Source organism: Halorubrum sp. SD612 (assembly GCF_002135005.1).
The window spans coordinates 34,662-47,983 of sequence record NZ_NEWI01000006.1; the positions used below are offsets into that span (position 1 = coordinate 34,662).

14 protein-coding genes are annotated in these 13,322 nt (G+C 69.8%); 4 read left to right on the plus strand and 10 right to left on the minus strand.

The features are described 5' to 3' along the window. Window positions 1-3 precede the first annotated feature (3 nt). From B9G38_RS01510 to B9G38_RS01520, 3 genes are all read right to left on the minus strand, one after another. Entirely contained in the window at window positions 4-378 is a 375-nt protein-coding gene (locus B9G38_RS01510) for an Hsp20/alpha crystallin family protein (protein ID WP_086219246.1), read from the minus strand. A gap of 152 nt (window positions 379-530) precedes the next feature. Continuing rightward, entirely contained in the window at window positions 531-1,235 is a 705-nt protein-coding gene (locus tag B9G38_RS01515; protein ID WP_086219247.1) for a DUF2391 domain-containing protein, read from the minus strand. Between the two features lie 88 nt (window positions 1,236-1,323). Further along, a complete protein-coding gene (locus B9G38_RS01520) occupies window positions 1,324-2,094 on the minus strand; it encodes an alpha/beta fold hydrolase (protein WP_086219248.1) in 771 nt (256 codons plus the stop codon). A 214-nt stretch (window positions 2,095-2,308) separates the two neighbouring features. On the opposite strand from B9G38_RS01520, the gene B9G38_RS01525 reads away from it, so the two are divergent. Both B9G38_RS01525 and B9G38_RS01530 read left to right on the plus strand, forming a co-directional pair. Next, the gene (locus B9G38_RS01525; protein WP_049930235.1) at window positions 2,309-2,560 is read left to right on the plus strand and encodes a hypothetical protein; all 252 of its coding nucleotides are present in this window, start codon (window positions 2,309-2,311) and stop codon (window positions 2,558-2,560) included. Then, window positions 2,557-4,824 carry a CDC48 family AAA ATPase gene (locus B9G38_RS01530; RefSeq protein WP_086219249.1) on the plus strand — a complete coding sequence of 756 codons (2,268 nt, stop codon included), beginning with the start codon at window positions 2,557-2,559 and terminating at the stop codon, window positions 4,822-4,824. The genes B9G38_RS01525 and B9G38_RS01530 overlap by 4 nt, the downstream gene beginning before the upstream one ends. Window positions 4,825-4,868: 44 nt before the next feature. On the opposite strand, the gene B9G38_RS01535 is transcribed toward B9G38_RS01530, so the two are convergent. Beyond that, window positions 4,869-5,111 (minus strand): hypothetical protein, encoded by a 243-nt coding sequence (locus tag B9G38_RS01535; RefSeq protein WP_049930233.1) that lies wholly within the window; start codon window positions 5,109-5,111, stop codon window positions 4,869-4,871. A gap of 425 nt (window positions 5,112-5,536) precedes the next feature. On the opposite strand from B9G38_RS01535, the gene B9G38_RS01540 reads away from it, so the two are divergent. Next, window positions 5,537-8,692, plus strand: a complete 3,156-nt coding sequence (locus B9G38_RS01540; protein WP_086219250.1) for an adenosylcobalamin-dependent ribonucleoside-diphosphate reductase — start codon at window positions 5,537-5,539, stop codon at window positions 8,690-8,692. Window positions 8,693-8,846: 154 nt separating this feature from the next. On the opposite strand, the gene B9G38_RS01545 is transcribed toward B9G38_RS01540, so the two are convergent. The 4 genes from B9G38_RS01545 to B9G38_RS01555 all read right to left on the minus strand — a co-directional run bounded on the left by B9G38_RS01545 (window position 8,847) and on the right by B9G38_RS01555 (window position 10,898). Further along, window positions 8,847-9,287, minus strand: a complete 441-nt coding sequence (locus B9G38_RS01545; RefSeq protein WP_086219251.1) for a hypothetical protein — start codon at window positions 9,285-9,287, stop codon at window positions 8,847-8,849. A gap of 95 nt (window positions 9,288-9,382) precedes the next feature. Next, window positions 9,383-9,538 (minus strand): hypothetical protein, encoded by a 156-nt coding sequence (locus tag B9G38_RS18130; RefSeq protein WP_198945645.1) that lies wholly within the window; start codon window positions 9,536-9,538, stop codon window positions 9,383-9,385. A gap of 94 nt (window positions 9,539-9,632) precedes the next feature. Next, complete coding sequence (locus B9G38_RS01550) at window positions 9,633-10,610, minus strand: aldo/keto reductase (RefSeq protein ID WP_086219252.1); 978 nt, start codon at window positions 10,608-10,610, stop codon at window positions 9,633-9,635. A gap of 93 nt (window positions 10,611-10,703) precedes the next feature. After that, window positions 10,704-10,898 carry a hypothetical protein gene (locus B9G38_RS01555; RefSeq protein ID WP_086219253.1) on the minus strand — a complete coding sequence of 65 codons (195 nt, stop codon included), beginning with the start codon at window positions 10,896-10,898 and terminating at the stop codon, window positions 10,704-10,706. 134 nt (window positions 10,899-11,032) lie between these two features. Here B9G38_RS01555 and B9G38_RS01560 point away from each other — a divergent pair, with 134 nt between their 5' ends. Further along, window positions 11,033-12,793, plus strand: a complete 1,761-nt coding sequence (locus B9G38_RS01560; RefSeq protein WP_086219257.1) for a cryptochrome/photolyase family protein — start codon at window positions 11,033-11,035, stop codon at window positions 12,791-12,793. A gap of 31 nt (window positions 12,794-12,824) precedes the next feature. Here B9G38_RS01560 and B9G38_RS01565 read toward each other — a convergent pair whose 3' ends face one another. Then, entirely contained in the window at window positions 12,825-13,070 is a 246-nt protein-coding gene (locus tag B9G38_RS01565) for a hypothetical protein (RefSeq protein WP_086219254.1), read from the minus strand. 63 nt (window positions 13,071-13,133) lie between these two features. After that, window positions 13,134-13,313 carry a hypothetical protein gene (locus B9G38_RS01570; protein ID WP_086219255.1) on the minus strand — a complete coding sequence of 60 codons (180 nt, stop codon included), beginning with the start codon at window positions 13,311-13,313 and terminating at the stop codon, window positions 13,134-13,136. Window positions 13,314-13,322 lie beyond the last annotated feature (9 nt).

Genomic DNA, 13,322 nt, shown 5'->3' on the forward strand with positions numbered 1-13,322 from the left:
CCGTCAGGCGTCGCCCTCGCCGTCCGCGTCGTCGACGGGGATGGTCCGGGAGACGTCGCGCTCTCGCTTGGGGAGGGAGATTTCGAGGACGCCGCGGTCGATCTCGGCGTCGGCGCCCGCGCCGTCGGCGTCGTTCGGGAGGGGGAGTTCCGCGTCGAGGAACAGCGGGCGGTCCTCCCGGACGTACTCGAACCCGTCGGGGACGGCCTTCTCGCGGCGACCCTCGATGTCGATACGACCGTCCTCGACGAGCACCTCGGTCGTCGCTGCGGTCGCGCCCGGGAGGTCGACGACGAGGACGTACCCGTCGTCGGACTCGAGTAGGTCCGCAAACACCGCGTCCGGGAGGTCCCGGAGCGCGTCGCGTAGCGCTGACATAGGGGTCGGTAGGATCGCCGCGGCGAAAAACCTGTGGAAAAGGGGGATCGGGGCGGGAGATCCACCGCGGGTGACGCGGAGCGAGTGCCGCTGGTGGCGCGGAGCGAGTGCCACGGGTGGCGCGGAGCGAGTGGGGCTCCCGGGGAGGCGGCTCAGTCGCGGTCGCCGATGTCGAGGTCGAACTTCCCGAGGTCCTCGCCCTGCGACTCGCCCGGGAGGATGTCGCCGAGGCCCGCGCCGAACGCCGCCGCCGCCCAGACGACCGCGACCCGACCGGCCCGTTCGAGGGCGGTGGGGTCCCCCTCGTGGAGGCGGCCCCAGAACAGCAGCATTGTCGCCGACGTGGCGAGCGAGACGAGGAGGACGCCCGCGTACCGGCGCGGGATGAATCCGAAGATCGGGTGGCGGATCGCGATCTGCCGGAAGTCGGCGAAGTAGAGGAGCCCGGCGGTCGCGAGGAAGACGAAGCCGACGTGGCCGATCAGGAGGACCGGAACGCCGGCGACGGTCGTCGCGGCGAACCAGGCCGCGATCTCGAAGACGCCCCCCTCGACGAGCAGCGGGAGCGCGAACAGCGCCGCCCCGACGAACGACTCGGCGAGGTCTCTGGAGGTGTACTTCGTGATCCGCTCCGCGAGCGCGCCGCTCCCGGGCATCCGCTCGACGAGCGAGATCGTCTGTCGAACCTCCTCGCGCTCGTGGCCCTCGTCGACCGTGTCGCGCAGGGCGTCGAGCTTCGCGAGCAGGTCGTCGATGTCGGGGTCGCCCGGGGGCGGTTCGGCCGGAGGCTGTTCGGCGCCCGCCGGCGCTCCGGACCCGTCGGCACGGCCGGTATCGCCGTCGTCGCTGTCGACCATGTGCCCACGGGACGCGCGACCGACCTAAATCTCGCGGCGGTCGGCGGGTCCCCGCGGTCGCGAGCCGACGACCGGCGGGACGGGCGGCCTACAGCCGACCGAGGAACGCGGAGAGCGCGTCGTTGAACGCGGTCGGCGCTTCGAGCATCGCGAGGTGCGCGGCGTCGGGGACCTCCGCGAGCTCTCCGGCCGGGATCCCGTCCGCGAGGTACTCATGGTACGCGGGCGGCGTGAGCTCGTCGTGCGCGCCGACGAGCGCGAGCGCCGGGACGCCGATCTCGTCGAGTCGCTCCCGGACGTCGAACCGGTGGCAGGTGAGGAAGTCGCGTTCGGTGACCGCTCGCCCGCACTCGCGCATGGCCGCCTCGGAGAGCTCGACGTACTCGGGCGGCGCGTCGTGGAAGAGGCGGTCCGGCTCGTGGAGCAGCGAGACGGCCCGCTCGAAATCGTCGGCGAGCGCGCCGCGGAGGGGCTCGGCCACCGCGAGCTTCGCGCCCGTGCCCGCGAGGACGAGGCCGTCGAGCGCGAGGTCGCGCTCTAAGGCGACCCGCAGCGCGACCGCGCCGCCGAGGGAGTTGCCGCAGAGGACTGTCGCCCCCGTCTCCTCCGCGACCGCGACCACGTCGTCCGCGTACGCGTCGAGCGTCTCGGGGCCGGCGGGCGTCGCGACGTCGTCGCTGTCGCCGTGCCCGGAGAGGTCGACGGCGACGCTCGGAACCCGGTCGGCCAGCCTGGCCTGCGACTTCCAGATGTCTTTCGTGCCGCCGCTGCCGTGAACGAAGCAGACCGTCGGCCCGTCGCCGCCGCGGTCGAAGCGGCGGTACGCCGTCGCGCGACCGTCGTGGGTGACCCGTTCCATGTCCGGGCGGTTCGGCGCCGAGCGGTATAAGCGCCCGAGGGAGCCGACGCGCGCTCGGCGACTCGATCGGCGCCGCGGGTCCGACCGCACGACGGCGGACGGTCGGCGGTGGAATCGCTCGAACCGCTACACTACCGTTAGTACAAAGAAGCACTCACGTCATGCGATTTTGAGCGTCAAGTTTAAATACTTACGCGACTAACTCGTAGTTAGGATGAATCACATACAGACCCGATCGACCGGCGACGGCGCGCTGCTGCGCCGGTACGAGTACGACGACGGCTGGACCGTCGCCGCCGACCTCGACGTCGACGACGAGGCCGTCACCGTCGACACCGTCGGCGAGACGGCGATCGTCGTCGTAGAGGGACCGGACGGGCCGGTCGAATCGGAGTTCGAGCTGCCCGGGACGGCCGCCGACGTGGCGGTGAACAACGGCGTGCTAACCGTGGAGGGCGACCGATGAAGCTCACTGTCAAGCCGCTGAAACAGAAGGACGCCGGCCGTCGCCTGGCGGCAATCGACCGCGTCGCGGCCGACGAGCTCGGGCTCTCCGGCGGGGACATCGTCCGCGTCGAGAGCGCCGACGGGGCGGCGATCGCCCGCGTCTGGCCCGGCTACCCCGAGGACGACGGGACGGGCGTGATCCGCATCGACGGGCGCCTCCGCCAGGAGGCCGACGTGGGGATCGACGACCGCGTCACCGTCGAGGACGTCGACGTCTCGCGGGCGGACGCAGTGACGATCGCCTTCCCCAGCCAGCTGCGGGTGCGGGGGCAGATCGCCCCGTTCATCCGGGACAAGCTCTCCGGTCAGCCGGTGACCGAGGGGCAGACGATCCGGACCTCGCTCGGCTTCGGGCTGATGGGCGGCCAGTCGCAGGCGGTCCCGATGAAGATCGCCGAGACGAGCCCCGGCGGCACGGTCGTCATCACCGACGAGACGGAGATCAGCATCTCCGAGATCTCCGCCGAGGAGATCGCCGACCGCGGCGAGGCCGCGGGCGGCACCGGCGAGGGGCCGGACGTGACCTACGAGGACATCGGCGGGCTCGACGACGAGCTCGAACAGGTCCGCGAGATGATCGAGCTCCCGATGCGGCACCCGGAGCTGTTCAAGCGCCTCGGCATCGACCCGCCGAAGGGCGTCCTGCTCCACGGCCCGCCGGGCACTGGGAAGACGCTGATCGCGAAGGCGGTCGCCAACGAGATCGACGCGAACTTCCACACGATCTCCGGCCCGGAGATCATGTCGAAGTACTACGGCGAGAGCGAGGAGCAGCTCCGCGAAGTGTTCGAGGAGGCGTCCGAGGAGTCACCGTCGATCATCTTTATGGACGAGCTCGACTCCATCGCGCCCAAGCGCGAGGAGGCGGGCGGCGACGTGGAGCGCCGCGTCGTGGCGCAGCTGCTCTCGCTGATGGACGGGCTCGAAGAGCGCGGCGAGGTCGTCGTCATCGGGGCGACGAACCGCGTCGACGCCATCGATCAGGCGCTCCGACGGGGCGGCCGCTTCGACCGCGAGATCGAGGTGGGCGTCCCCGACCGGGACGGTCGCAAGGAGATCCTTCAGGTCCACACGCGGAACATGCCGCTGACCGACGGGATCGACCTCGACGAGTACGCCGAGAACACGCACGGCTTCGTCGGGGCCGACCTCGAATCGCTGGCGAAGGAGTCCGCGATGCACGCGCTGCGGCGCATCCGCCCGGAGATCGACCTCGAATCGGACGAGATCGACGCCGACGTGCTGAACAGCATCCAGGTGACCGAGTCGGACTTCAAGGAGGCGATCAAGGGGATCGAACCCTCCGCGCTGCGGGAGGTGTTCGTGGAGGTCCCCGACACCACCTGGGACGACGTCGGCGGCCTCGGGGACACGAAAGAGCGGCTCCGCGAGACGATCCAGTGGCCGCTCGAGTACCCCGAGGTGTTCGACGAGCTCGACATGCAGGCCGCGAAGGGCGTCCTGATGTACGGCCCGCCGGGCACGGGGAAGACCCTGCTCGCGAAGGCCGTCGCCAACGAGAGCGAGTCCAACTTCATCTCGATCAAGGGGCCCGAGCTGCTGAACAAGTACGTGGGCGAGTCCGAGAAGGGCGTCCGCGAGGTGTTCAGCAAGGCCCGCGAGAACGCGCCGACGATCGTGTTCTTCGACGAGATCGACTCGATCGCCACCGAGCGCGGGAAGAACTCCGGCGACTCCGGCGTGGGCGAGCGCGTCGTCTCCCAGCTGCTGACGGAGCTCGACGGCCTCGAGTCGCTGGAGGACGTCGTCGTCGTCGCGACGACGAACCGCCCCGACCTCATCGACTCGGCGCTGCTGCGTCCCGGCCGGCTGGACCGGCACGTCCACGTGCCCGTCCCCGACGAGGAGGCCCGCCGCCGGATCTTCGAGGTCCACACGCGGAACAAGCCGCTGGCCGACGACGTCGACCTCGACGCCCTCGCCCGGAAGACCGAGGGGTACGTGGGGGCCGACATCGAGGCGGTCGCCCGCGAGGCGTCGATGAACGCCTCTCGGGAGTTCATCGGCAGCGTCACGCGCGAGGAGGTCGGCGAGTCCGTCGGCAACGTCCGCGTGACGATGGAGCACTTCGAGGACGCGCTGAGCGAGGTGAACCCGAGCGTCACCCCCGAGACGCGCGAGCGCTACGAGGAGATAGAAAAGCAGTTCAAGCGGTCGGAGGTCGACCGCACCGAGGCCGAACCGGGCGCGGCGTTCCAGTAAGCCGGGCGCTTCGACCCGAACCGGCGGCCGGCCCGCGGCGGTTTTTAGACAAGTCCCAGCGTCGACAGCAGGTAGAACGCCGCGACGACGACGATGCCGATCGTGACGAGCCGCCACGCGAGCTTCAATACGAACTTGCCGACGACGATGACGAGCGCGACGGCGACGAGGGCGACCAGGAGCTGCCCGACCTGACTGCCGAGCAGCGCGGCCTGTGCCGGCGCGGCGAGCCCCGCGAGCGCGAGCGACGTTGCGGTCATGTCCCGGACCACGGCGACGCCGGGCATAAGCTTGTGGGAGGAGCCGGAAGTCGTTTACTGGTTCTGATAGGTCTTCAGGCATTCCGGTGATGGGGCCGAGCGTGGATCCGCCCGACATCGGCCGACACGGCGGTATCGGGCGCCGGCTGGGCCGGCGGTTGCCGCCTCGATCGACCCCCCTTCTGTTCCCGTGGGAGACCGCTCACATCGTGTGGTTTTTTCGATCGACGACCAGTTTCACTCCGGTCTACCTATGCTTATGTGTCCAGAGCCCATTCCTTACCGACGTACCGGATTCAGCGTCAGGCGCACCGGAGAGACGTTACATACCGAATCGGACATGTAGAAGCCGGGCGGGGCCGAACATCCGAACGTACAAGGGCCCGCCTCGCCAGTACACCAACACTACAGATGATCCATATTCCACGCAAAGCCAGCGGGGTGGCCGCCGAATGAGCAGCGACGGCGTCTCCGCCGACGGAGTCGAACTGCCGATCAAACGAACCACGGGCGAGACGATGGAGGAGCGCCTCACGGGCAACGCCTACCAGAACATCCTGCCCGCGCGCTACCTCCGGAAGAACGCGGACGGCGAACCGATCGAAGACCAGGAGGAACTCTTCGACCGCGTCGCGCGAAACGTCGCGCTCGCGGAGGCCGTCTTCGAGGCTGAAAACCAGGGCGTCGAGGTCACCGTCACGCCCGACCAGCTGAAGCCCGACCACCCGCGGCGCGACGAGCTCGCCGAGGACGTGTTCGGCGCGGGCACGACGGCCGACGACGACGCGGAGGCCACGCTCACGGCCCACAACGTCAACAAGTTCGCGTACGAGACGGTCGTTCCCGAGCTCCCCGACGGGGTGCGCGACCACGTCGAGGCGACCGCCGAGACGTTCCGACAGGGGATGGAGTCGCTTTCCTTCATGCCGAACTCCCCGACGCTGATGAACGCCGGCGACGAGCTCCAGCAGCTCTCCGCCTGCTTCGTCGACTCGCCGGGCGACGACATCACCGACATCCACCAGACCGCCAAGGAGGCGGCCGAGGTGTTCCAGTCCGGCGGCGGCATGGGGTACGCGTTCTGGAAGCTCCGGCCGTACGGCGACTCCGTCGGCTCCACCGGCGGCATCGCCTCCGGGCCGATCACGTTCATGCGGACGTTCGACCAGATGTGCGAGACGATCGCGCAGGGCGGCGCGCGCCGCGGCGCCCAGATGGGCGTCATGCGCATCTCGCACCCGGACGTGATCCAGTTCATCCACGCGAAGAACAAGGACGTCTCGCTGGCCCACTCGCTGCGGCTCAACGACCCCGACGACTTCACGCACAACTCCTTCGCGGACGCGCTGGAGGAGGCCCGGGAGCTCATCGACGAGGACGGCAAGGTGCCCGAGCACCTCCGGAACGCGGTCGAGGGACACCTCTCGAACTTCAACATCAGCGTCGGCGTCACCGACGACTTCATGGAGGCGCTGGCGAACGACGAGGAGTTCACCTTCACCAACCCCCGCACCGAGGAGCCCCACGTCGCCACCCCGGAGACGAAGGAGCTCTACGACATGTTCGGGCTCGGCGAGCACGTCGAGGTCGGCGAGGAGCTCTCCGTCCCGGCGGCGGAGATCTGGGATCACATGATCCAGGGCGCCCACGAGAACGGGGAGCCGGGCGTCGTCTACCTCGAACGGATCAACAAGGAGCACTCCTTCGACGTGGAGGAGCACCCGGAGCACCAGATTCTCGCGACGAACCCCTGCGGCGAGCAGCCGTTAGAGGAGTACGAGGCCTGTAACCTCGGCCACATCAACCTCTCGACGCTCGCGGACCTCGACGCGCCCGACTGGCGCGTCTGGTCGGACGAGCACGCCGACGAGTACGACTCCGAGGCGGCCGCAGTCGAGGCGTTCCTCGAAGAGGCGATCGACTTCGAGGAGTTCGAAGAGCGGATCGCGTACGGCACCCGCTTCCTCGAGAACGTCGTCACGATGTCCGACTTCCCGGTCGACGAGATCGAGGAGAAGGTCCGCGACATGCGGAAGATCGGGCTCGGAATCATGGGGCTCGCGCAGCTGTACGTCCAGCTCGGCGTCCGCTACGGCTCCGAGTCGGGCAACGAGATCGCCCGGCAGCTGATGACCCACATCAACCACGAGTCGAAGCTCGCCTCCCACGATCTCGCCGAGGAGCGCGGGACGTTCAACGACTGGGCGGACTCGAAGTACGCGAACCCGACCGAGCACCGCGACTGGTTCGAGCACTTCACCGGGCTCGACGCCGACGAGTGGGCGGACGGCTTCCCGATCCGGAACCACAACACGACGACGATCGCCCCCACGGGCACGACGTCGATGATCGGCAACACGACCGGCGGCTGCGAGCCGATCTACAACGTCGCCTACTACAAGAACGTCTCCGACGACGTCCAGGGCGACGAGATGCGCGTCGAGTTCGACGACTACTTCCTGCGCACGCTGGAGGCCAACGACGTCGACGTCGAGGCCGTCAAGCGCGAGGCGCAGGCGCAGATGGCCGAAAACGCGTTCGACGGCGTCGAGGGGCTCGACACCGTCCCGGACGCCATCGGCGAGCTGTTCGTCGTCACCGGCGACCTCTCGGCTAAGGACCACGCCGGCGTCCAGGTCGCCTGTCAGAAGGGCGTCGACTCCGCCATCTCGAAGACCGTGAACGCGCCCAACGACTCGACGCTGGGCGACGCCAAGGAGGTCTTCGAGTACATCTACGAGAACGGCGGGAAGGGCGTCACCTACTACCGCGACGGCACCCGCTCGAAGCAGGTGCTCACGACGCGGGCGCAGAACACGGAGTTCGCCGACGAGAGCGAGGCCGCGGAGACCATCGTCGAGCAGATCAACGAGGTCTTCGGCGGCGTCGAGGCGTTCCTCGACAACGAGGACGTCCGCGTGGCGATCGACGCGGAGGTCGCAGACCTGCTCGAAGCGACCGAGCAGCCCCGGATCGACTACAGCGAGCGCAGCCCGCGCCCCGACTCGCTGTCGGGCGTCACCCAGCGGGTCGAGACGGGCTACGGCAAGCTGTACGTCACCATCAACGAGGACGAGAACGGTCGACCGTTCGAGCTGTTCGCGAACATCGGCCACTCCGGCGGCTACACCAACTCCTTCACCGAGGCGCTCGCGAAGGTCATCTCGACGGCGCTGCGCTCCGGCGTCGACCCCGAGGAGATCGTCGACGAGCTCCAGGGCACCCGGAGCCCGAAGGTCGCCTGGGACAAGGGCGAGCAGATCCAGTCGATCCCGGACGCCATCGGCACCGCGCTGCGGCGCTACCTCGACGACGACGTCGACAAGGGGATCCCTCAACAGCAGAGCCTCGACGACGTCGGGGAGGCCGCGTCGAGCGCGAGTCCGCCGAGCCAGACCGACGGCGGCGCGGTCGACGCCGGCGCGGCGACCGGCGCCCCGAGCGGGACCGCTCCGACGGGCGAGGACGACGCGGCCGGCGCCGACGACTCGACCCAGCAGCTCATCGCGGCGGGCGAGTCGCCCGAGTGTCCCGAGTGCGGCGGGATGAACCTCTACTACTCCGAGGGCTGTAAGACGTGCGAGTCGTGCGGCTGGTCGGAGTGTTAGCCGGGCGGCGCGAACGTCGGTAGCGGGCGGTCGACGGCGCGGTTTTCTGCGGGTCGTTGACGCTCCCGCGCGCGTTCACTACCGGTCGATAGACGAGCGTGACGCTGTTCGGGTCAGGTGAAGCGGTCGGGACCGAAAAGAGATTACCGTCGGCTCAGTCGTCTTCGAGCGCCTGCGCGATGCGCTGGAGCTGGCGGGTGGCGTCGCGGACCTCGTCGCGGAGCTGGCGCACCTCGCGGACGAGCTCCTCGTTGCCGCCGTCGTCGCCGCGGGCGCCCTGCTCTGCGCCCGCGCCGGGACCGCCGCCCATGCCGGGCGGGCCGCCCGCGCCGCCGGGGCCGCCGCCGCCCATCATGCCGGACATCATCTGCGCGAAGGGGTTGCCGCCGCCGCCACCGCCCATCCCCGGCGGGCCGCCGCCGCCCATCATCTCCTCGGGGTCGGGACGCTCGCCCTCCTCGCGCTCCTGCTCGCGTCGCTCGCGGATCTCCTCGACGCGCTCGCGGAAGGACTTCTCCTCGCCGTCGTCGCCGTCGGGGGCGTCGCCCTGTTCGCCGGCCTCGCCGTTCTCGGGGTCGGTGGCGTCGTCTGCCATGCGCCACGGTTCGGCGGCGCCGCCGAAAAGGGTTGTCGTGGCGTCCGCGACGGTGTTTTTATAAGTCGGGGCGAGCGGTCTCCGCCCCGCCGGCGTCAGGTCCGAACCATGCGGTGGCAGTTCGGACACTCCGTCGCCTCCGTGTCCCGTCCGGCCGCGGGCACGCGGTCGCCGCAGTTCGGGCACCGCGTCCGGGCGCGAGCGTACTCCGTACTCGACCGGACCGCGGAGCGGTCGGTGTCGTCGCCCATGTGCGGTTGTGACTAGTTACCATACAAATAGGTTGCCGACATATCCCTAAAACACCATTTAGGCCGTCGAGCGCGGGTCGTCCGCGCGCCGGCCTCACTCGTGGCCGGAAACGCGGACGGGCTCGTAGGGTTCTTCGAGCCACTCGAGGTCGGAGTCTGAGAGGTCGATGTCGAGCGCCTCGACGGCGTCTTCGAGGTGTTCGACGCTCGTCGTGCCGACGATGGGCGTGTCGACCGAGTCCTTGTGGAACAGCCACGCCAAGGCGATCTGCGCCATCTTCACTTCCTTCTCGGCGGCGAGCTCCTCGACGCGCTCGTTGACCTCGCGCCCGCCGCCCTCGCGGTACGGGTGCGCGTAGAGGTGCTCTTCGGTCTCGCCGCGGAGCGTCGCGTCCACCTCCTCGTGCGGTCGCGCCAGGTACCCGCGGGCGAGCGGGCTCCACGGCATCACGCCGATCCCCTCCTTCTCGCACAGCGGGAGGGTCTCGCGCTCCTCCTCGCGGTACGCGAGGTTGTAGTGGTTCTGCATCGTGGCGAACCGCTCGTACCCCTCGCGCTCGCTCGTGTGGAGCGACTCGGCGAACTGGTGGGCCCACATCGAGGAGGCGCCGAGATACCGTACGTCGCCGCGCCGGACCGCGTCGTCGAGCGCGGCGAGCGTCTCCTCGATCGGGGTGTCGTAGTCCCACCGGTGGATCTGGTAGAGGTCGATCGTCTCCGTGTTCAGCCGGTCGAGGGAGTTCTGAAGCTCCTGTTCGATCGCCTTCCGGGAGAGGCCGCCGGAGTTCGGGTTCGACTCGTCCATCTGGAAGTACCCCTTCGTGGCCACGACGAACTCGTCGCGGTCGTACCCGTCGAGCGCCTCGCCGAGGACGCGCTCGCTCTCCCCGTTCGAGTACATGTTGGCGGTGTCGAAGAAGTTCACGCCCAGTTCGATCGCGCGCTCGACCAGCTCCTTCCCCGCTTCCTCGTCGAGGACCCACTCGCGCCAGTCGGGATCGCCGAAGCTCATACAGCCGAGACAGATCTTCGAGACCGTCGTACCGGTGGAACCGAGCGTCGTGTACTCCATACCCGTACCAGTCCGAGGCGGGACAAAAAGCTACGCGCGGCGGCGGCGCTCGCGGGGAGTGCGTCGGGAGAGATCGGGAGGCGCGTCGGGGTCTCAGTCGCGGAACGACGCGGTGTACACGAGGAACGCTCCGGTGAGGAGGACGAAGGCGAGGAACGTGACGAGGGCGAGCACGTTCGCGACCGGGGCGAGCGGGGCGAGGAAGGACTGGCCGGTCGAGTCGAGTACCAGGACGGCGAGGAGCGCGGCGATCAGGCCGAGCAGCCAGTTCGTGAGGATCTCGTCCATGGCTCGCCCGACACGTCGGGGCGACAAAAAGCCGCGGATGGGGGCGGGACGCGCCGTCGGGCGATCGGTTCGCGGAGCCGCGCGCCGGCGCTCGCGGCGTCGGAGCTATGGCGCTGGCGCCCGTGGATCCCGTCGTGAGCGACCGGACGACGTGCTGGCTGCTCGGCGACCAGCTCAACCCCGACCTCGACGTCCTCGACGACGCCGACGACGTGCTGCTGATCGAGGCGCACGGCTTCGCCGACCGGAAGCCGTACCACGCCCACAAGCTGACGCTCGTCTTCTCGGCGATGAGACACTTCCGCGACGAGCTCCGCGAGCGCGGCCACGACGTGACGTACCTGCGGGCGGGGTCGTTCGGCGAGGCCCTCGACGAGTTCCTCGCGGAGCGCGCGGCGGGAGCGCGCGACGGCAAGGGGGGCGACGGCGACGACGGCGGCGACGAACCGCGCCTGCGTCTCATGCGGCCCGCGAGCCACGGCGCCGGCGCGCGGCTCCGCGAACTGGTCGCCGAGCGCGGCGGAACGCTCGATCTCGTCGACAACGAGCTGTTCTGGACGACGCCGGCCGACTGGCGCGAGTGGACCGGCGGGGAGGAGGCCGAGACCGGCGACGGCGAACCGCTCCTCGGAGAAGGCGGCGCCGCGGAGCGCACCTTCCGACAGGAGAACTGGTACCGACGCGTCCGCCGCGAGACGGGCGTGCTGATGGACGGTGAGGAGCCGGTCGGCGGCGAGTGGAACTACGACGACCTGAACCAGGAGACGCCGCCGGACGACTGGGAGCCGCCCGCGCGGCCGGCGTTCGAGCCGGACGAGCTGACCCGCGAGACCCACGCGTGGGTCCGGGAGCGGTTCGACACGTGGGGGACCGACTCGCTCGACGGGTTCGCGTGGCCGGTCACGCGCGACGAGGCGCGCGAGGCGCTCGGCCGCTTCGTCCGCGACGGGCTCCCCGCGTTCGGGCGCTACGAGGACGCGATGGTCGGCGGCGAGCCGTTCCTCTCGCACTCGCTGCTCTCGCCCGCGATCAACCTCGGGCTGCTCGACCCGCGCGAGCCGGTCCGGGCGGTCGAGCGCGCCTACGCGGAGCGGGGCGTCGATCCGGGCGGATACGATCCCGAAGTCCGTGGAGACACGGGCGGGGGGACGACCTCCCTCGATCAGTTCGGCGGCGACGCCGACGCGGCGGCGGCCGGTGACGCCCCGGACGACCGCGACGCGACCGACGACGACCTCGCCCCCGTCCCGCTCAACGCAGCGGAGGGGTTCGTGAGGCAGGTGATCGGCTGGCGGGAGTTCATGCGTCACGTCTACCGCGAGGCGATGCCCGAGCTGGCCGACGCGAATCAGCTGGAACAGGAGCGGGACCTGCCGCCCGCCTACTGGGACGGCGACACCGACATGCGGTGTCTCTCGGAGGCGGTCGGCCACGTCCGCGAGTTCGGCTACGCCCACCACATCGAGCGCCTGATGGTGTTATCGAACTTCGCGCTGGTGTACGGGGCCGACCCGGCGGAGCTGAACGAGTGGTTCCACCTCGGCTTCGTCGACGCCTACCACTGGGTGACGACGCCGAACGTCGTCGCGATGGGGTCGTTCGGGACGGACGTGCTCTCCTCGAAGCCGTACGCCTCCTCGGGGAGCTACGTGAACCGGATGAGCGACCACTGCGCGGACTGCCCGTACGCGGTCTCGCGGACCACCGGCGAGGGCGCCTGCCCGTTCAACGCGCTCTACTGGGACTTCCTGAAGGAGAACGAGGAGACGCTGCGCGGCACCGGGCGGATGGGGCTGATGTACTCGCACGTCGACGACAAGGACGACGCGGAGTGGGAGTCGATCCGGGAGCGCGCTGACCGGGTGCGCGAGCTGGCGGCCGACGGCGAGCTGTGAGTCGCCGCCGGACCGCGGCGGGGGCCCGGCCCTACTCGCCGCCCGCGAGCCGGCGCAGCCGCGGGAGCGCCTGCTCGTACCCGAGTCCGACGAGTCCGACGTACAACGCGAGCAGTCCCATCCCGACGGCCCAGGCGCCGAGGACGAGCTCGCCGCCGGAGACCGCGGAGAGTCCGAACCGTTCGAGCACGACGCCGACCGCGGCGGCCGCGCCGGCGCCGACGGTGACGGCGAGGAGTTCGACGAGTTCGACCGCGACGGCGGGTACTTCGACCATACCGGAGGGGAACGGTCGGCGATTATGACTCTTTCGGGAGAACGGTGAAACGCTGCGTTCGGATTATTTCAGTCCGAACGACCGCATGGCCGTGTCGACGAGCCCCTTCGCGATCAGCGCGAGGCCGGCGAGCAGCACCATCACGGCGCCGGCGATGACGGGGTCGCGAACGGTGATGATGCCGACGGCGACGAAGACGACGAGGACGCCGACGATGCCTTCGAGTCCGAGCGTGTCACGCATGTCGTGGGA

Coding starts and splice junctions, on each gene's coding strand:
- B9G38_RS01530 (WP_086219249.1), top strand. CDS start 2,557: ATGAAGCTCACTGTCAAGCCGCTGAAACAGAAGGACGCCGGCCGTCGC.
- B9G38_RS01565 (WP_086219254.1), bottom strand. CDS start 13,070: ATGGTCGAAGTACCCGCCGTCGCGGTCGAACTCGTCGAACTCCTCGCC.
- B9G38_RS01555 (WP_086219253.1), bottom strand. CDS start 10,898: ATGGACGAGATCCTCACGAACTGGCTGCTCGGCCTGATCGCCGCGCTC.
- B9G38_RS01570 (WP_086219255.1), bottom strand. CDS start 13,313: ATGCGTGACACGCTCGGACTCGAAGGCATCGTCGGCGTCCTCGTCGTC.
- B9G38_RS01540 (WP_086219250.1), top strand. CDS start 5,537: ATGAGCAGCGACGGCGTCTCCGCCGACGGAGTCGAACTGCCGATCAAA.
- B9G38_RS01525 (WP_049930235.1), top strand. CDS start 2,309: ATGAATCACATACAGACCCGATCGACCGGCGACGGCGCGCTGCTGCGC.
- B9G38_RS01535 (WP_049930233.1), bottom strand. CDS start 5,111: ATGCCCGGCGTCGCCGTGGTCCGGGACATGACCGCAACGTCGCTCGCG.
- B9G38_RS01510 (WP_086219246.1), bottom strand. CDS start 378: ATGTCAGCGCTACGCGACGCGCTCCGGGACCTCCCGGACGCGGTGTTT.
- B9G38_RS18130 (WP_198945645.1), bottom strand. CDS start 9,538: ATGGGCGACGACACCGACCGCTCCGCGGTCCGGTCGAGTACGGAGTAC.
- B9G38_RS01550 (WP_086219252.1), bottom strand. CDS start 10,610: ATGGAGTACACGACGCTCGGTTCCACCGGTACGACGGTCTCGAAGATC.
- B9G38_RS01515 (WP_086219247.1), bottom strand. CDS start 1,235: ATGGTCGACAGCGACGACGGCGATACCGGCCGTGCCGACGGGTCCGGA.
- B9G38_RS01520 (WP_086219248.1), bottom strand. CDS start 2,094: ATGGAACGGGTCACCCACGACGGTCGCGCGACGGCGTACCGCCGCTTC.
- B9G38_RS01545 (WP_086219251.1), bottom strand. CDS start 9,287: ATGGCAGACGACGCCACCGACCCCGAGAACGGCGAGGCCGGCGAACAG.